Raw genomic sequence first — 18,902 nt, forward strand, 5'->3', positions numbered from 1 at the left:
AAATACTTCTTTATTTAAATAATGCTAATTATGAAAACGAGAATAACAAATGACATAGAACCTAAAACAGTTGGCGCTAAACGTTCTCATTTTACAACTAGAGGGTTATTGAATTCTAATTATAAACGCACTGTTAAATACAATTTTAAAAAGGCATGTCAAAAATCCTTGTTTGGTATTAAACAACGTGTTAAATCACCTCGAATGTGTAAAACCAGCCATGCAACTTCTATGGTGTTGAAAGTCTCTGTCTTTGCAAGCGTTGCTCTAGTGGCTTGCGTTTAAAATCGCCTGACATTTTTATTTTATAAATTGGTCAATTCAAAATAAGTCATAAAAAAAAGTTACAACATATAATGTTACAACTTCTTTTCTTAATAAAATAGCTTATTATATGTTTAGCTCAACGCAGTCTTAATACGTTTAATGGCTTCTTTAATATCGTTTTGAGAAGCTGCATAAGAAATTCGGATACAATCCTTATTTCCAAAAGCTTCACCCGTAACAGTAGCAACTAAAGCTTCCTCAAGTAAAAATAGAGAAAAATCAGAGGCGTTATTTATCGTTTTTCCTTTAATGGTTTTTCCAAAGTATGAAGAGATATTAGGGAACACATAAAATGCTCCTTCTGGCTCATTGGTTTTAAAACCTTCAATCTCGCTCAATAAATTTAATATCAGTGAACGTCTTTCTTTAAACTCATCAACCATATATTTAATGCTTGATGGATCTGCTTCTAAAGCCGTAATTACGGCACGTTGCGCAATACAATTGGCACCACTCGTAATTTGACCTTGCATCTTGTTACATGCTCTAGCAATCCAATCTGGTGCTCCGATGTAACCAATTCTCCAGCCTGTCATGGCAAATGCCTTAGACACTCCATTTACGGTTATAGTTCTGTCAAACATATCTTCAAATTCAGCCATACTAAAATGACCTCCTTTAAAATTAATATGTTCATATATTTCGTCTGAAACGATATAAATATTTGGATACTTTTTAAGCACATCAGCCAAAGCTCTTAATTCAGCTTTACTGTAAACTGATCCACTTGGGTTACAAGGAGAACTGTACCAAATCATTTTGGTTTTTGGTGTAATGGCAGCTTCTAATTGCTCGGCTGTCATTTTAAAATCATTATCAATTGAAGTTTGAACTTCTACAGGAACTCCATCGCTTAATTTTACAATATCACTATAGCTTACCCAATACGGACAAGGTAAAATAACTTCATCACCAGGGTTAAGCATCACAGCAGCTATGTTAGCTAATGACTGTTTTGCACCTGTAGAAACTACAATCTGTGGTAAAGTATAGTTGAGGTTATTATCGCGTTTAAATTTTTTAATAATCGCCTCTTTTAATTCTACGTAACCATCCACAGGAGTATAGCTATTGTAGTTTTGGTTGATGGCTTCAATTGCTGCGTTTTTAATGAAATCAGGTGTATTAAAATCTGGTTCTCCCAAACTTAATCCAATAATGTCTTTTCCTTCTGCTCTAAGTTCTCTAGCTTTTGCTGCCATAGCAAGCGTAGCTGAGGTGGCTAGACTATTAATTCTATCCGATAGTTGATTCATTGTAGTTGGTTGTTTTAAAACTGGAACTTATATTATGCCATGCTTGGCTTTCTACCTAATTCTTTTAGTTGTTGATAATGCTCAGAAATAGCTTTCCAAATAGAATTATATTCGTTGTAAGGTAAACTAAATTCATGCGCTGTTTCTCTTACGATATCTGCTATGTTTTTATAATGAACATGACTAATGTTTGAAAACAAATGATGTTCAACTTGTCTATTTAAACCTCCAGTGTAAAACTCAACAATCCAACTTTTAGGTGAAAAATTAGACGTTGTAAATAATTGGTGAATTGCCCAAGTATTTTTCATGTTTCCATTCTCATCTGGTAAAGGCATTTCTGTATTTGGCATAACGTGTGCTAATTGAAAAACAACACTTAGAATCATACCAGCTGTATAGTGCATAATTAAAAACCCAATTAAAACTTGCCACCAAGCATAACCTAAAACCAATGGTAAAACAACCCAAATAGAATAGTATAATATCTTACCAATAATTAACTTAGTCCATTGTGTCGCAGGATTAGGAAATTCACCATAAGATAATTTTCTTTTAAGATATTGGTACGTTTGTTTAAAATCGGTTGTAATCGCCCAATTTACAGTTAGCAATCCGTATAATAAGAAGGCGTAATACTTTTGGTATTTATGAATCTTTAACCATTTAGCATGTTTAGAAAAACGAATTATTCGTCCGGCATCAATGTCTTCATCATGGCCTTGAATATTGGTATAGGTGTGGTGTAATACATTGTGTTGTACTTTCCAGTTGTAATCGTTACCAGCTAATATATGAATGCTGCTTCCCATCAATTTGTTTACCCATTCTTTACTAGAAAAGGAACCATGGTTGGCATCGTGCATAACATTCATGCCTACACCTGCCATTCCAACACCAATAATCATCATCGCTATAATTTGAAGCCATACTGGTATGTTGTCAACCGTTAATAATACTACTAATGGTCCAAGTAATAATGTAAACATTACTATAGCCTTTGTGTATAGTTTCCAGTTTCCTGTTTTTTTTATATTGTTGTCTTTAAAGTAACTATTAACGCGTTTGTTAAGTGTTCTGAAGAACTTTGCAGAATCCGTTCGAGAGAATTTTACGGTTTGTTGTGCCATTTAATCAGTTTTTTTATATTATAACGTTAGGGATTAGAAATCATTATAGCAATGCAAAGATAGTTAATAAATAAAAAGCAACCTTATTCGACGAACGTTAAATTATGCAGATTAAAATTAAGTATTTTTGCTAAAATTTTTAAAAATGGAATTGATCTTAAAATACTTCCCAAATTTAACTGAAACTCAAATTCAACAATTTGAAGCTTTAGAAGCGTTATATAAAGATTGGAATAGTAAAATCAACGTGATTTCTCGTAAAGATATTGATGAGTTATATTTAAGACATGTCTTACATTCTTTAGGTATTGCAAAAGTGATCAATTTTGCACCAGGTTCATCTATCTTAGATGTTGGTACAGGAGGAGGATTTCCGGGGGTGCCTTTGGCGATTATGTTTCCAGAATGTCAATTTCATTTGGTGGATAGCATCAATAAAAAGCTAAAAGTTATTAATGCTGTTGCTGAAGAATTAGAACTCACTAATATAAAAACAACGCATAGTAGGGTAGAAGCAATAGATGAAACCTACGATTTTATTGTAAGTAGAGCTGTAACGACGATGCCAGAATTTACGACTTGGGTAAAAGGAAAAGTAGCTCGTACTCAGAAAAATGAATTGAAAAATGGTATTCTTTATTTAAAAGGAGGTGATTTAACAGAAGAATTGAAGCAGTACAAAACGGTAAAAGCATTCTTGCTTTCTGATTATTTTGATGAAGCGTTTTTTGAAACTAAAAAAGTAATTCACCTGCCTTTAAAATTTAAGTAGAATCAAAGACAGGATATACTTATTTATTAATATCGGTTCTAAAAAGACATCGTTAAATTAGCATTAACACCAGTAGCTTCAGCAGCATAGCGGCATACACCACCAACACATATAAGTCCAGCGCGCTGTCTTCCATAATTTAATCCTAATCTAGTAGCACCTTTGGTATAACTACCACCTACATTAAAATAATGCGTTTCTGCAGTATCCCCATCATCTCCACTGTTGTAGATATCATTAACATAGAATGAATATCTTGAGTTTAAATTAAATTCAAAAGTTCCTCCTGTCCAGTCATGAGATTCAGAATCTGACCATAACTTTTGAGCTTCAAACCTAATAGATTTTCCTCCACCTAGTTTGTGCGTGGCTTCCGCAACAAGAATATTAGTTTTAATAGGGTCAGCACCAAAGTTTCCTTCAATTTCTTTTTTATTGTAATATTGATTCACGTAGTAAAATATAGTACTCCATTTTGGACTCCATTTTTTTCGAACTTCAAAATTAATATCCGAGAAGTATTTATTGCCAAAACCGAAGAGATCTGTGCTATAGTCTTGGTTTCCATAATCAAAATCTCCTTTTAAGCCCGCCCAATACGAAACATTAAAGGCTAGTTTTGTGCCATACTTTCCACCAAGAGGTGTGTCTTTATTTATTTTATAAAATAGGTCTATTTGACCACCTATTTCTCCTGCTTTTAAAATGCCTGGATCTAAAAATGAAACCTGAGATTGTGCCTGATAAACAAAAATATTAGTTAATAAATAATCATGCTGTTTCGTTAAACCAGGTGTGTAGTTAACAATGTTTTCTAGAAACAAGTTACCGTCTTTTTTACGTTCAGAGTAAAACGACATGTTTTCAAGCCTTCTAAATGTAGCGTCTAATCCAAATCCTTTTTGAGAAAAACCAGTATTAAATAGAATAGCATTTCCTGGTTTTACAAAAGCATTAGATAATTGACTCAATTGTACAACAGTATCATCACTCTTATTAACATATTCTAAACTAGAGTAAAAGTTACCTTCTGAATAATCTAGTCTTCCAGAAAATGCATTAGTCAATTCATTAAATTCTGGGTCTTCAAAATCAATTGCTTCTTTCCTGCCGACATAACTTAGGCCGAGACTTAAAGAAGATTTTTCTAAACTCATAATAGAAGAGAGGTTAATTTCTGCGTTTGCCCCAAATATTTCACCGTCAGACGTTTTAAACCCATATCGTTGTTTGCCATATAAAGCTGTTAACGAAACGGATTCTATTGGTTCATATTCAACTTTACCTCCTAATAAGGCATTGTTAAGGCCTAGTTGTCTGTCTTCCCAAGTTCTTAATATTAATCCGCTACCAAACTGTGTATAATAATGACCAGCGGTAACGTTAAATTTAGAATTCCGATAATTTAAAGCATAAGTACCTATATTGGTACCTTCAAAATTTGGAGAGTAGTTAATTAAGGCATATGGTTCATAGGATTCTACTTGTACTGTAGCCGTAAAGTTTTCTAAAAACGTGTAATCTAATTTTAGATAGTTATTAAATCTGAGGTGTTTGTCGCCGTCTTGATTTTCATTGTCATAAAACGAACCCGTTTTTTTGTCATCATTATACCAAGCAGAATTAGATTCAAACCCTATTCTTAAGTTATCTAGTAATTGTGCAAAAATAAATTGTCCTGATAGACAAAAAACTAACAGCAGCATCAGTTTTTTCATAGTATTGGTATTTAGCTAGTAGTTGGTAATTTTTATGCTATTATTTAGAGTGCTTTTTAATCACTTCATATAAGGCGTCCTCACTTCCTGGAGTATATCCGGTATGTTGATATACGATTTCTCCATTTTTAACGACAATAAGATAGGGCAATACAGCAATGTTTAATGCGCGTTTAAGATCTTGGTTATCATCGAGTAGAATTTGATATTCCCAACCTTTACCATTTACAAGTGGAATAACACGTTTTTTTGTTCTAGAATCATCAGTAGAAATAGCAATAATTTCTACATTTGTTTCTTCTTGCCAATCGTCATAGACCTCACTAATGGCATCAAGCTCATTAATACAAGGTACACACCATGTGGCCCAAAAACTAAAAACTTTAACGGTGTCAGAATTCGCAAGTTCTTGAATTGATACCGTTTTATCATCAATGCTTTTTAATGTTATGTTCGGTAATTCTTGAGCATTATTGAATTTAGATATTGTTAGAAATATTAATAAAAAATAGACGTTTTTCATTTTTAATTTTGGTTTTTTATTAGCAATCCTACAATAATACTACCAAAAATTTAAAAAAAGTTTATATTAGCGAACGAATTAATAAAAAAAATCTTTCATGAAAACTAACTACATTTTAAAATCTTTATTTTTTGCTTTAACATTAATTTTCACGGGTTGCAGTGGTGATAGTAGTGATGATTCAGGAGGTGGAAGTTCTGCTACAAGTATAACAGTAACTAGACAATCTAGCAGTGATGTGTATGTTGGTGATGCTATATTTTTTAATGTAATTACGGACACTGGTACCGTAGTGTCTAATTCTGCAAGTTTATCGGTTAATGGTACTAGTATTAGTGGTATTAATTATACATCGCAAACATCTGGTGTATTAAATGTTGTGGCCACTTATAACGGATTAACAAGTGAAACTTTACAAGTTACCGTATTAGAGCTACCAACAAAATTCGTTAGAAATGTTTTGATTGAGGATTATACAGGAACATGGTGTGGCTGGTGTCCTAGAGTTTCTTATGGTATTGAACAAGTAGATTTGGCAACTGACCAATCAGTTACTGTGGCAATTCACCGAGCAAGCACAAATCCTTCTAGTGGATATTTTGATCCTTATACTTATAATGCTTCTGCGCTAGAGAATCTTGTGGGGTTAACGGGCTATCCAACAGCAATGTTAAACAGAACGATTACATGGACATATCCAGAGCCTAGTAATGTAAATCAAATTGTTAATTTAGCGTCTGCGGGTGCTGATGTTGGTTTGGCGTTAACACCTACGCTAAGTGATAATACTATTTCAGTTGATGTAAAAATTAAATTCGGAACACTATCAGTAAATACGCCTAAGCTTGTTGTTTATATTTTAGAAGATGGTTTATTTTATAATCAAACAAATTACACCAGTTATTATGGTGGTGGTGGTGTGTTATCAAATTTTAAACATGATAATGTATTAAGAGCCTCCTTAACAGATTTATTAGGTAGCAGTGTACCTTCATCTGAAGTATTTGCAGAAAATGAATACACTCAAACTATCACGGTAGATGTGCCAAGCAATGTGACTAATACATCTAATATGAGAGTTGTTGCTTTTGTTGTTAACGGTGGGAATAATGCCGTATATAATGCAAGATCAGCAAGTTTTGGGGATACACAAACATTAGAAGAGTTGTAAGAAAACTTAATAATTTATACATAGAAAATCCTGTAAAATTAATTTACAGGATTTTTTTTGTTTGGACTTATAGTAATTATTGGGCTATAAGTTTAGTTACAAACCTAGTATTGTTTTCGGTTACCACATTTAAAATATAAAAGCCAGAAGCTAAATCAACAGGGATTGAAGTCCCATCATTTAACGTCGTTGTGGTATTAAAAACTGTTTTTCCAGCGACATCGACAATACTAATGTTGGCATTGCTATTCATACTAGAACGTAAAACTATTTCACCATTTATTGGGTTTTTTTCTAATTGAATTGCAATCAATTCAGAATTAGAAATAAGTAAAGGAGGATTTAATATTTCGTCTAATGCAAAAGCGACATTTGCTTCGGTAAGTTGAACATGTGGTTCATTATCGTTTGGGGTAAATGTATTGGCGAAAGGAGTACTAGTTGTTGGGTTAGAACCCCCTAAATCTATTGTATGGTTCCAATTTATTTCATCATTGGTAAACTCTACTGCTAATGCACTAACAGAAGGGATAAAATTAAATTTATCTATAGCGATTGCATTTACAAAATCGCTAGCAATTCCACCGTCTGTACCTAATTCTCCAGTAATTCCAGTTAAATCAAATAAGCCACCAGGAGCTGCATCTACACCATTAGAATAGCTAAAGGATTCACTTTCTGCTATAGAACTATCAATTTCACCTCCTAATATTTGTATTGAAATACTACTTACAGTATTCGTTGCACCTGCTTCCGGTGTAAAATTAACATCGATTAGAATATCGGCCGTAAAGATAGATAGCGGGATACTTAGCGTAGTACTAATTACAGGATAACTATTTGTAACCGTAGGACCAGAATTTCCCATGGCGAAGTACGGATTATTTATGCCACTACCATTAATTATCGCTACATTTCTAGTCATCTCAGGAAAGCCTGAAGGTGTTAAAGCATTAATGTTAGTGTTGAATATAGTTCTAAACGGATGGGGTTGTGGTTGCTTTAGTTCAGGATCAAATGTGAATAAATCTTCACCTGATAAGTGTGCCACTAAATGATCCGTTAATAGTTGCCGTGCTGCTGCAGATTTTAAAAGGCTGTTAATCAAAGGTACTACTTCTGCAACATCATAGGTTTCATTATAAGCTAAAAAGTTTAACTGGTGCTGAAGACCAATTGGAACATTAGCACCATGATGAGGAGAATCAAATGAGATATAGAGTCTAGTATCAGCATCAAATGAATTCGCTTCCATATAATTTAAAGCATATCTTGCAATCACTCCTCCCATACTAGGACCAAGAATTACATTTTGTTCGGGACTATTACCAGCTTTATCTTCATTTATCATTTCTATAAGTTCAACTAAAACCATAGCGTTACGTTCCATAAAATCGGCACCTCCATCTACAATCACATCATCAGCTGTTCTTGTATATGTAGGAAAGTTTAAGATGATTACGTCAAAACCTTCATCACGTACCAAGTCCGCTAAATTTTGATTTCCTGCTGTTCCTACAAAGTCTAATGAGTTATAGAGGCCAGTAATATCTCTTGCATCACCAGGATCAAAACCATCAACTACAAAAATAGGTTTGTCTAAAATGTTATCTGGACTTAGAAATATTTGATATTCACCTTCACCAGGATAATTTGTGGCTTCTCCATAAGCAGATAAATCAGGAGTAATTCCAGAAGTTATCGAAATTTGAGCAAAACTTAGAAAAGGTAACAATAATAAAATAGTAAAGTAATATTTTTTCATAAGTGCAGAATTTGAATTGTTATCTTGAAAAGATACAAACTTTGATTTGTAAATCGTTGATTATAAATGTGATTTCTATTAAAAGCAAAAAAAATCCTTAAAAGTATGTAACTTCTAAGGATTTAGATTTTAATATAGTGTTGGTATTATCCTAAGAAAGGATATCTGTAATCTGTTGGAGTTACAAATGTTTCCTTAATTAATCTTGGAGATACCCAACGTAATAAATTTTGAGGACTACCAGCCTTGTCATTTGTTCCAGAAGCTCTAGCTCCACCAAATGGTTGTTGGCCAACAACAGCACCAGTTGGTTTGTCGTTTATATAGAAGTTTCCAGCGGCATTCTGAAGCGCTTTTGTTGCTTCTTCAACGGCATATCTATCTCTAGAAATAATAGCACCAGTTAATGCGTATTCACTTGTTTCATCAACCAATTTTAAAGTCTCAGAGAAAGCTTCATCTTCATATACATATATAGTAATTACAGGGCCAAATAATTCTGTAGACATTGTTGTGTATTTTGGGTCGGTAGTTACGATGACTGTTGGCTCAATAAAGTAACCTTTAGATTTATCGTAGTTACCTCCAGCAATGATTTCTGCATCACTATCTGCTTTAGCTGCATCAATATATTTAGCTAATTTATCAAAAGAACCTTCATGAATGACCGCAGTGATAAAGTTGCTCATGTCTTCTGGAGATCCCATTTTGAAAGATGCCATGTCTTCAATTAAATACTTTTTTACATCTGCCCAAATTCCTTTAGGAACATAAGCTCTAGACGCTGCGCTACATTTTTGACCTTGAAACTCAAAAGCACCACGTACAATAGCGGTTGCTACTTGTTTCGCATCTGCTGTTTTGTGTGCTACTATAAAATCTTTTCCACCTGTTTCTCCAACAATTCTAGGGTATGTTTTGTAGTTGTGGATATTGTTTCCAATTTGCTTCCATAGTTCTTTAAACACATGCGTAGAACCTGTGAAATGTAAACCAGAAAAATCAGGACTTGCTAATACTGTATTTGTAATCATCACAGGATCTCCAAAGACAACATTGATAACACCATCTGGTACACCAGCTTCTTTAAAAATATCCATAATTACTTTTGCAGAATAGACTTGACTATCACTTGGTTTCCAAACAACCACATTCCCCATTAAAGCCATACATGCTGGTAAATTACCTGCAATAGCCGTAAAGTTAAAAGGGGTTACAGCGTACGTAAAACCTTCAAGAGGTCTGTATTCTACTCTGTTCCATGCTGCACTTGTGCTTTCTGGTTGCTCCATGTATATGTCTGACATAAACTGAACATTAAAGCGTAAGAAATCTATAAGTTCACAAGCCGCATCAATTTCCGCTTGATAAATGTTTTTAGATTGTGCAATCATCGTTGCAGCATTAATCTTAGCTCTATATGGACCAGCGATTAATTCTGCAGCTTTTAAGAAGATACCTGCACGTTGTTCCCATGGCATTTGTGACCAAGATTTACGTGCTTCTAATGCTGTAGAAATTGCGTCTTCAACATGTGTTTTTTCTGCTAAATGATAGTCACCTACAATGTGTTGGTGATCGTGTGGAGGAGACATAGTTCTGGTATTTCCAGTTTTTACGTCTTTTCCGTTTATGTATAAAGGAACTTCAACCTTAGAATTAAACATTGATTTATAAGCCTCTAAGACTGCTTTACGTTCTGCCGAACCAGGTGCGTAAGACATAACAGGTTCGTTAACTGCTACTGGTACATTAAAGAATCCTTTTCCCATAATATATTTGTTTTTTAGTTTGAATTTTGAAAGTGCAAAGGTACAATTTTTTATAAGAGAATATTTCTGTGAAAACGTTATAGTTGTGTGAAGATTGGAAATACTATTTCCACAGAAAGAGGCTCGAAATGTTGAGGTTATTTCTATTGAAACTAGAAACTACTGTTGTTCTAATTGAAAATGCATGTTGAAAGTAGTGAGTAATCGTAATATCGGTATCGTATGTTTTTTTAGAACCAATTTTCTGTACTCATGATACAAATTCAATTTTATAATGATTAAATCTGAAAATAGATATTACGTTGTGCAAAAAAAGCAAGAGTCTAGTAGTTAATTAAGTGCAAAAGGAGCACTCAATTTAAAAGAAGGAATATAAACTTTAAATTTATTGGTTTTAGAAAGGTTAACCATATTGTAATGACCACTCATAGCTCCAAAAGGGGAAGTTAATAAGCAACCAGAATTATAGGTGTGAGATTCTCCAGGTTTTAAGACTGGTTTTTTACCAATAACACCTTCGCCTTCAATTATTTCTTCGTTATTTAAAGCGTCAAGAATTCGCCAATGTCTAGAATTTAACTGAACAGAATCCTTACTTTGGTTTTCAATAGTTACTTTATAACCAAAGGCGAAGTGCACTTTATAATTTTTATAAAATGTACCTTCAAAATTGGTTTCCACAGTGATTTTTATGCCGCTTGTAACTTGTTGTACCATAAGTGAGAGATTAATCTATGCTAAAATAACATAATTTTTGAATGAAGCATTATAATTCGGGTAAGTGGTTGTAATTTTTAACAGTTCACTAATTCGAATCTGTTATAATTTCAGAAAAAAGAAATATTGAGTGCTATATTGTTTTTATAGTAATTGGATCTAATTAGTAATATTTACTGAAGTTGCTTCTCCAAACCCAATAAGTCTATCGTAACGAGAGCCCAAATCCTTATAGTAAACCAAGACTTTATAATTGTTTTCAGTTTCCCAAAAATTGCCGCTGATTGCTCCTTCATCTATTTTTCCAGTTTTTTTATCGACGGTTACAAACTTGTAATTATAAAATCCTTGTTTCAGTAACATTGTTGTTTCGTAGCGCTTGCTTTCAGGATTATAAAGCATCTGAGTTAATGGTTCTATAGTAAAATAATTAAAATTACCATAAACATGAATATTCTTAGTCTTTAGTTCGTCTTGTAATAATGAGAAATGCACCTTAACATAATCTGCTTCAATATCTGGGCTGTCCCTATCTATTACGGTGACTAAAAAATTACCGTTAATATCAGGGTTATAGGTGTATGGTCTGTCTTTTCTACTTATGTTGGTGTAGAGGAAGTTGTGATAAAGGTCTTTTAATTCAATATATTGAACTCCAACATTGGCAGCTCTAACATCTTTGTTTTCGAAAAATAAATATTCGTTACCACCCCAAAATGCAGATTCAGTATCATAACGATATATAAGTTCGTTGCCTAAAGTGTATTGTGGTTTTAGGTCGGAAATGGCTGTATTTAAATTGTTATTCTGAATAATAACGGTTTTAATCGTTTCTAAAGGATTGTTAAGATTCATGCCATTCGTTGTGATAACGAGGTCTACAGATTGTTTTTCTGCAATAAATTTAACGTTTCTAGAACGTTTTACATTGACCCCAACATTAGCTAAGTCTTCATATACCATAAATTTTCTACTGAACATAAGCTCGTCGTAATCATCATAAATAGAAATCATATAATTTCCACTTTTTAATAAGCCACGTGTTTGTGTGTTTGGTATCGCTAAATTATAATGAGAATATATTTGATAAGTATTAAATGAATTTTCGTAGTCTAAAATTCGTTGGTTATCTAAACCACTTAGATATTCTGATTTCACTAAATTAGACGGAGTCCAATCAAAATTAAAATGCTCAATAACATAGTAGAAGTCTTCCTCGTCACCAGTTAGGGCATCAAATTCTAACATTAAAGATTCACCAAGTTTTAAAACCGGTAATTGCCCTTGAGTAGTATTACTTTTAAATGTAATGGTTTTTATAAAATCTGGCGGATTAAGCTCCTTAGCGACTTGAGAAAAAAGAATTGTAGGAAATAGTAAAAGTAATAAACTGTTAAAAAATGTTTTTTTCATTTTATTAGAAATCTTAGCGTATAAATATAATCAAAATCTATGCCTTAAAACAGGCTTCTTATTTATAATGATTACAAATAAAAAAGTTGCTGTAATTTGAGCCTTAATTAACCATTAATTCGTAAATTTGCACCGATTTTTAGATAACTAATCTTTAAAAGATATGTCAAAAGACATCAAAATTAAAAAGGGTTTAGATATAAAGTTGATTGGTGAAGCCGAGCAAACTATTGAAAATGCTATTATTAGCAATTTTTACTCTATTAAACCTGAGGATTTCCATAGTATTATTCCAAAACTTGTAGCTAAAGAAGGTACACATGTTAAAGCAGGTGAGACTTTGTTTTATAATAAGGATAATGAAGCCATGAAGTTTGTTTCGCCAGTTTCTGGTGAGATAACCGAAGTGCAGCGTGGACCAAGACGTCGTATAGACGCGATTAAAATTACAGCAGACAAAGAACAAACTTATGCGGATTTTGGCAAGTTTGATTTAAATGCGGATGCTGAAAAAACTAAAGCACATTTGTTAGCTACAGGATGTTGGGCTTTTATAAAACAACGTCCTTACGATGTTATTGCAAAAGCAGATCGTACACCAAAAGCTATTTTTGTTTCTGGATATGCAAGTGCTCCATTAGCGGCAGATTTAGACTTTACCTTAGCGGGAAAAGAAGCTGAATTGCAAGCAGCAATTACAGCATTGTCTAAGTTTACAGATGGTGGTGTTCATATTTCTGTAGGTGCAAATTCTAATTCGCCTCTAGCAAATTTACAAAACGCCATTACTCATAAGGTTTCTGGGCCACATCCTTCAGGGAATGTTGGTACTTTAATTAATAAGGTTAATCCTGTTAATAAAGGTGAAACGGTTTGGACTGTGAATGCACAAGATCTAGTTATAATTGGTGAATTGCTTTTAACAGGTAAGTTTAACGCAGAACGTATTATTGCTTTAGCAGGATCTTCAGTTAAAAAACCAAGATATTTTAGAACAAAATTAGGTTCTGAAATCGCAACTATGGTTTATGATAACGGAGTTGAAAGAGATGGTAACGATCGTTTTATTTCAGGGAATGTATTGTCTGGAAAACGTGTTCAGCCAGATGGTTACTTAGATTATTACAGTAATGTAATTTCGGTAATCCCTGAAGGTAACGACTACGAGTTATTTGGATGGAATAAACCAGTATTTGATAAAGTCTCTAACACAAGAGCTTTAACTTTTTCTTGGTTAACACCAAATAAGAAATATGACTTAAATACTAATATGAATGGTGAGCATAGAAATTTTGTGCTTACAGGAAATTACGAGCAAGTTTTTCCATTAGATATTTATCCAATGCAAATTTTGAAATCATGTTTGTATAAAGATTTAGATGAAATGGAGGCTTTAGGCATGTATGAAGTAGCTCCTGAAGATTTTGCTTTAACAGAATTTGTATGTGTGTCTAAACAACCACATCAGCAAATCATTAGAGCAGGCTTGGATTTAATGTTAGAAGAAATCGGTTAAAAAATAGATAATGGGTTTAAAACAAAACTTACATAATTTAAGAGAAAAATATAAAGGAACTAAGATGGCACCAGCCTTCAATGCCTTACATACTTTTCTTTATACGCCTAATGATACTGCACATGGTGGTACACATATTAAGGCAGCAGATGATTTAAAACGTACAATGAACACGGTAATTATGGCATTAATTCCGTGCTTAATTTTCGGTATGTTTAATGCAGGTTATCAGCATTATTTGGCTGCAGGAGAAATAGAAGCTGTAACAAGCGGTTTCTTTAGTAGTGAATTCTGGACTTTACAGAATTTTACTTTAGGTTTTTGGAAAATACTACCGATACTAATTATTTCTTATGGTGTTGGTTTAGGTGTTGAGTTCCTTTTCGCAGTTATAAAAGGTCACGAAGTAGAAGAAGGGTACTTAGTAACAGGGATGTTAGTACCATTAATTGTACCAATCGATATTCCATTATGGATGTTAGTTGTAGCCGTTATTTTCGGTGTTGTAATTGGTAAAGAAGTATTTGGTGGTACAGGGATGAATATTTTAAACCCTGCTTTAACCATTAGAGCTTTCTTATTCTTCGCTTATCCGACTTGGATGAGTGGTGATAAAGTTTGGGTAGAAGGTGCTGTAGAAAGAACTAAAGAAATTGCAAATGGCTCAACCGCTGATGCTATTTCTGGAGAAACCATATTGGGGAGTCTGGCGCAATCGCATGGAGTTGATTATTCAGTTATGGATATGTTCTATGGATTTATTCCGGGTTCCATAGGTGAAACATCTACATTGTTAATCTTGTTAGGTGGTTTATTTCTGGTTTTTACTAAAATTGGAAGTTGGAGAATAATGCTAAGTTCTGTTATTGGTGCTTTAGTAATGGGGTACATCTTTAACCTAGTCGTAGCAGCAGGATGGATTACAGATACAAGTAAGTTTTATGGTTTAATGAGTACTGAGTTCTGGCACCATTTATTAATTGGTGGTATGGCATTTGGTATTGTGTATATGGCAACAGACCCTGTTACCGCATCTCAAACTAATAAAGGGAAATGGATTTACGGTTTTCTAATAGGTTTTGTGTCTATTATGATTCGTGTCTTTAACCCTGCGTATCCAGAAGGAGTAATGTTAGCAATATTGTTAATGAATGTGTTTGCACCAACAATCGATCATTATGTGGTACAAGGCAATGTGAAAAGAAGATTAAAAAGAGCAAAAATAAAAACAGCTTAAATTATGGCAATCGATACAGATAAAAATAGTTATACCATTATTTTTGCCATTGTTATGGTATTAGTGGTGGGATCTATACTTGCAGGACTTGCTTCAGGCTTAAAACCTTTAGTGGATGCTAATAAACGTTTTGAAAAACAACAGAATATATTGTATGCCATGGGTATTAATGCCAATGAAGGTACAAGCGATGTTGAATTTATTTCTACAGATAAGGTAGAAGACGAATTTACGAGCACTATTACTAAGCAATATGTTATTGAAGGGACTAAAGTTTCTGAAGATTCTGAGGCTTATTTAATAGATATTAAAAAAGAGGAGTCTAAAGCTAAAGACGCTAGCTATACAAGAAGATTACCATTGTTTGAAGGTGAAAAAGATGGCCAGCCAATCTATGTTATTCCAATTAGAGGTAAAGGATTATGGGATGCTATCTGGGGATTTGTAGCCGTTGATAAATCAATGACAATACAAGGTGTGTTTTTTGACCATGCAGGTGAAACACCAGGTTTAGGGGCAGAGATTAAACAACGTTACTTTATGGATGATTTTGCTGGTGAGCATTTATTGAATGATGCAGGTGTTTATAAAGGAATAAATGTTGCTAAAGGAAATGCTGATCCTAAAAATGAAAGGAAGAGCGACAATGCCGTTGACGCAATTGCAGGAGCTACAATTACAGGAGATGGTGTAACTGCAATGATTATGAAAGATTTAAAAATGTACGTGCCTTATTTCAAGACATTAAAATAAAAATGTATGGGACTTTTATCAAAAAAAGATAGTAAACTAATATTAGATCCTTTAGCGGATAACAACCCAATTACCATTCAGGTATTAGGTATTTGTTCAGCTTTAGCGATTACAGCACAGTTAAAGCCATCGATTGTAATGGCAATTTCTGTTGTCTTTGTTCTTAGTGTAGGTAACGTAGTAATCTCTTTAATGAGAAATATCATTCCTTCTAAAATTAGAATTATTGTACAATTAATCGTTGTAGCAACGTTGGTTATTATAGTAGATCAGGTATTAAAAGCATTTGCTTATACTTTAAGTAAGGAGCTTTCAGTATTTATTGGTTTAATTATTACCAACTGTATCATTATGGGACGTTTTGAAGCTTTTGCTTTAGCAAATAAACCATGGCAATCATTTTTAGATGGTCTTGGTAATGCAGCGGGTTATGGTCTAATACTTATAATCGTTGGTTTCTTTAGAGAGCTTTTAGGTTCGGGAACTTTATTCGGATTTAAAGTACTTGGAGATTCTGTGGAAAAAACAGGATTATACGCTATTGGTTATGAGAATAACGGATTTATGGTATTACCTCCTATGGCTTTAATTGTAGTTGGTTTGATCATTTGGGTACAACGTAGTAGAAATAAAGAATTAATAGAAGACTAAATTAGTTTATGGTTACTAGTTGTTTGTTGATACAACTCTTCAACAACTAAGAACTAACAACTAAAAACAAAATATATGGAACATATAGAATTATTTTTCAAATCGATATTTGTAGACAACATGGTTTTTGCATACTTCTTAGGTATGTGTTCTTACTTAGCTGTGTCTAAGAAAGTATCTACAGCAGTAGGTTTAGGAGCTGCGGTAATTTTTGTATTAGCAATTACAGTGCCTTTAAACTGGTTATTAGATCAGTATCTTTTACAAGAAGGAGCTTTAACATGGTTAGGACCTGAATATGCAGATTACGACTTAGGTTTCTTATCATTCATTATGTTTATTGCAACTATTGCAACGATGGTTCAATTAGTTGAAATCATAGTAGAAAAATTTTCACCATCATTATATAATTCACTTGGTATCTTTTTACCTTTAATTGCAGTTAACTGTGCAATATTAGGTGGTTCGTTATTTATGCAATCTCGTGAAATTGAAACTTTAGGATTAGCACTTAATTATGGTATTGGATCAGGAATTGGCTGGTTTTTAGCGATTGTAGCTATTGCCGCAATTAGAGAAAAAATTAGATATAGTAATGTGCCTGCACCTTTAAGAGGGTTAGGAATTACATTTATTATTACGGGTTTAATGGCGATTGGTTTTATGAGTTTTGGCGGTATGCTTACAGGAGGTGAAGAAGAAGCAACTGAAGCGACTAAGGAAGATACTGTTGGAATGGTTATTACTAATACAGCAGATGTAAAAGATGAGACGTCTAGTCTTGTTATTGAAACAACAAACGATACGGATAAAAATTAATAAGGAATATGGTATTAGCAGCAAGCACAATAGGAACGGTCATCACTACAGTTGTCGCGTTTTTAGTAGTTACTTTATTATTGGTATCGCTTTTACTTGTAGTGAAACAAAAACTGTCTCCATCAGGACCAGTTAAAATCACTATTAATGGTGAACGTGAAATTGAAGTAGGATCTGGAGATACACTATTAAGTACTTTAGGAGCACAAAAAATATTCTTACCATCTGCATGTGGTGGAGGTGGAACTTGTATTCAGTGTGAATGTCATGTTTTATCTGGTGGAGGTGAAGCGCTTCCAACAGAGACCCCTCACTTTTCAAGAAAAGAATTAGCACAAGGTGCACGTCTATCTTGTCAGGTAAAAGTAAAGCAGGATATGGAGATTACCATTCCTGAAGAAGTTTTCGGAATTAAAAAATGGGAAGCAACCGTTGTACGTAATTATAACGTTGCCTCATTTATCAAGGAATTTGTAGTAGAAATTCCTGAGGATATGGGTTATAAAGCTGGAGGTTATATTCAGATTGAAATTCCTAATTGCGAAGTTAAATTTGCAGACATGGATATTACAGCGCATCCAGAAGAGCACGAAACACCAGATAAGTTTCAAGCAGAATGGGACAAGTTTAATCTTTGGCCTTTAGTAATGAAAAACACAGAAACAGTAGAGAGAGCTTATTCTATGGCTTCTTACCCTGCTGAAGGACGTGAGATTATGTTAAACGTTCGTATTGCGACTCCACCATGGGATCGTGCTAAAAACGGTTGGATGGATGTAAATCCAGGTGTAGCATCATCATACATATTTAACCAAAAGCCAGGTGACAAAGTTGTTATTTCTGGACCTTACGGTGAATTCTTCATCAATGAGTCAGATAGCGAAATGCTTTACGTTGGTGGTGGTGCAGGTATGGCACCAATGCGTTCTCACTTATATCATTTATTCAAAACCTTAAAAACAGGTCGTAAAGTAACTTATTGGTATGGCGGACGTTCTAAACGTGAATTGTTTTACTTAGAGCACTTCCGTGAGTTAGAAAGAGATTTCCCTAACTTTAAATTTTACCTAGCATTATCTGAACCAATGGAAGAAGATAACTGGAAAGTAAAAGAAAATATTGATGCACCAGGGGATGGTTTTGTAGGCTTTATTCACAATTGTGTTATCGATAACTACTTAAGTCTTCATGATGCACCAGAAGATATCGAATTATATTTCTGTGGACCACCATTGATGAACCAAGCTGTTCAGAAAATGGGTGAAGATTTCGGAATCCCAGATGAGCATATTAGATTTGATGACTTTGGAGGCTAGTCGTAAGACAATATATTCAAAATAATCGTTCTACTTTTAAAAGTGG

17 protein-coding genes are annotated in these 18,902 nt (G+C 33.6%); 9 read left to right on the forward strand and 8 right to left on the reverse strand.

Annotation, left to right across the window (positions count from 1 at the left end):
* Window positions 1-30: 30 nt before the first annotated feature.
* On the forward strand, window positions 31-285 hold the full coding sequence (locus tag BLT80_RS06080; protein ID WP_139181023.1) for a hypothetical protein: 255 nt from the start codon (window positions 31-33) through the stop codon (window positions 283-285).
* 113 nt (window positions 286-398) lie between these two features.
* Here BLT80_RS06080 and BLT80_RS06085 read toward each other — a convergent pair whose 3' ends face one another.
* Both BLT80_RS06085 and BLT80_RS06090 read right to left on the reverse strand, forming a co-directional pair.
* Window positions 399-1,583 (reverse strand): pyridoxal phosphate-dependent aminotransferase, encoded by a 1,185-nt coding sequence (locus BLT80_RS06085; protein ID WP_092466668.1) that lies wholly within the window; start codon window positions 1,581-1,583, stop codon window positions 399-401.
* A 32-nt stretch (window positions 1,584-1,615) separates the two neighbouring features.
* Window positions 1,616-2,713 (reverse strand): fatty acid desaturase family protein, encoded by a 1,098-nt coding sequence (locus tag BLT80_RS06090; protein WP_092466669.1) that lies wholly within the window; start codon window positions 2,711-2,713, stop codon window positions 1,616-1,618.
* Window positions 2,714-2,858: 145 nt separating this feature from the next.
* Between BLT80_RS06090 and rsmG the strand changes: the two genes are divergently transcribed.
* Complete coding sequence (gene rsmG, locus BLT80_RS06095) at window positions 2,859-3,485, forward strand: 16S rRNA (guanine(527)-N(7))-methyltransferase RsmG (protein WP_092466670.1); 627 nt, start codon at window positions 2,859-2,861, stop codon at window positions 3,483-3,485.
* A 38-nt stretch (window positions 3,486-3,523) separates the two neighbouring features.
* On the opposite strand, the gene BLT80_RS06100 is transcribed toward rsmG, so the two are convergent.
* A complete protein-coding gene (locus BLT80_RS06100) occupies window positions 3,524-5,203 on the reverse strand; it encodes a DUF6029 family protein (protein WP_092466671.1) in 1,680 nt (559 codons plus the stop codon).
* 40 nt (window positions 5,204-5,243) lie between these two features.
* Window positions 5,244-5,726 carry a TlpA family protein disulfide reductase gene (locus BLT80_RS06105; RefSeq protein ID WP_092466672.1) on the reverse strand — a complete coding sequence of 161 codons (483 nt, stop codon included), beginning with the start codon at window positions 5,724-5,726 and terminating at the stop codon, window positions 5,244-5,246.
* A 97-nt stretch (window positions 5,727-5,823) separates the two neighbouring features.
* Here BLT80_RS06105 and BLT80_RS06110 point away from each other — a divergent pair, with 97 nt between their 5' ends.
* Window positions 5,824-6,897, forward strand: coding sequence for an Omp28-related outer membrane protein (locus tag BLT80_RS06110; RefSeq protein ID WP_092466673.1), 1,074 nt, complete (start codon window positions 5,824-5,826; stop codon window positions 6,895-6,897).
* A 76-nt stretch (window positions 6,898-6,973) separates the two neighbouring features.
* Here BLT80_RS06110 and BLT80_RS06115 read toward each other — a convergent pair whose 3' ends face one another.
* The 4 genes from BLT80_RS06115 to BLT80_RS06130 form a co-directional block, all read right to left on the reverse strand.
* On the reverse strand, window positions 6,974-8,662 hold the full coding sequence (locus tag BLT80_RS06115) for a T9SS type A sorting domain-containing protein (RefSeq protein ID WP_092466674.1): 1,689 nt from the start codon (window positions 8,660-8,662) through the stop codon (window positions 6,974-6,976).
* Window positions 8,663-8,808: 146 nt separating this feature from the next.
* Window positions 8,809-10,434 (reverse strand): L-glutamate gamma-semialdehyde dehydrogenase, encoded by a 1,626-nt coding sequence (gene pruA / locus BLT80_RS06120; RefSeq protein WP_092466675.1) that lies wholly within the window; start codon window positions 10,432-10,434, stop codon window positions 8,809-8,811.
* 330 nt (window positions 10,435-10,764) lie between these two features.
* Window positions 10,765-11,151 (reverse strand): Co2+/Mg2+ efflux protein ApaG, encoded by a 387-nt coding sequence (gene apaG, locus BLT80_RS06125; RefSeq protein ID WP_092444721.1) that lies wholly within the window; start codon window positions 11,149-11,151, stop codon window positions 10,765-10,767.
* Between the two features lie 159 nt (window positions 11,152-11,310).
* The gene (locus BLT80_RS06130) at window positions 11,311-12,564 is read right to left on the reverse strand and encodes a type IX secretion system plug protein (protein WP_092466676.1); all 1,254 of its coding nucleotides are present in this window, start codon (window positions 12,562-12,564) and stop codon (window positions 11,311-11,313) included.
* A 163-nt stretch (window positions 12,565-12,727) separates the two neighbouring features.
* Between BLT80_RS06130 and BLT80_RS06135 the strand changes: the two genes are divergently transcribed.
* The 6 genes from BLT80_RS06135 to nqrF all read left to right on the forward strand — a co-directional run bounded on the left by BLT80_RS06135 (window position 12,728) and on the right by nqrF (window position 18,856).
* A complete protein-coding gene (locus tag BLT80_RS06135) occupies window positions 12,728-14,080 on the forward strand; it encodes a Na(+)-translocating NADH-quinone reductase subunit A (RefSeq protein ID WP_092466677.1) in 1,353 nt (450 codons plus the stop codon).
* A gap of 10 nt (window positions 14,081-14,090) precedes the next feature.
* Window positions 14,091-15,317 (forward strand): NADH:ubiquinone reductase (Na(+)-transporting) subunit B, encoded by a 1,227-nt coding sequence (locus BLT80_RS06140; protein ID WP_092466678.1) that lies wholly within the window; start codon window positions 14,091-14,093, stop codon window positions 15,315-15,317.
* A gap of 3 nt (window positions 15,318-15,320) precedes the next feature.
* Complete coding sequence (locus BLT80_RS06145) at window positions 15,321-16,070, forward strand: Na(+)-translocating NADH-quinone reductase subunit C (protein ID WP_092466679.1); 750 nt, start codon at window positions 15,321-15,323, stop codon at window positions 16,068-16,070.
* Between the two features lie 6 nt (window positions 16,071-16,076).
* Window positions 16,077-16,721, forward strand: coding sequence for an NADH:ubiquinone reductase (Na(+)-transporting) subunit D (locus BLT80_RS06150; RefSeq protein ID WP_092466680.1), 645 nt, complete (start codon window positions 16,077-16,079; stop codon window positions 16,719-16,721).
* 75 nt (window positions 16,722-16,796) lie between these two features.
* Window positions 16,797-17,540 carry an NADH:ubiquinone reductase (Na(+)-transporting) subunit E gene (nqrE, locus tag BLT80_RS06155; RefSeq protein ID WP_092466681.1) on the forward strand — a complete coding sequence of 248 codons (744 nt, stop codon included), beginning with the start codon at window positions 16,797-16,799 and terminating at the stop codon, window positions 17,538-17,540.
* Between the two features lie 8 nt (window positions 17,541-17,548).
* Window positions 17,549-18,856, forward strand: coding sequence for an NADH:ubiquinone reductase (Na(+)-transporting) subunit F (gene nqrF, locus BLT80_RS06160; RefSeq protein ID WP_092466682.1), 1,308 nt, complete (start codon window positions 17,549-17,551; stop codon window positions 18,854-18,856).
* The last annotated feature ends 46 nt before the right edge of the window (window positions 18,857-18,902 follow it).

Origin of the sequence: Winogradskyella thalassocola, assembly GCF_900099995.1 — a bacterium.
Taxonomy (GTDB): domain Bacteria; phylum Bacteroidota; class Bacteroidia; order Flavobacteriales; family Flavobacteriaceae; genus Winogradskyella; species Winogradskyella thalassocola.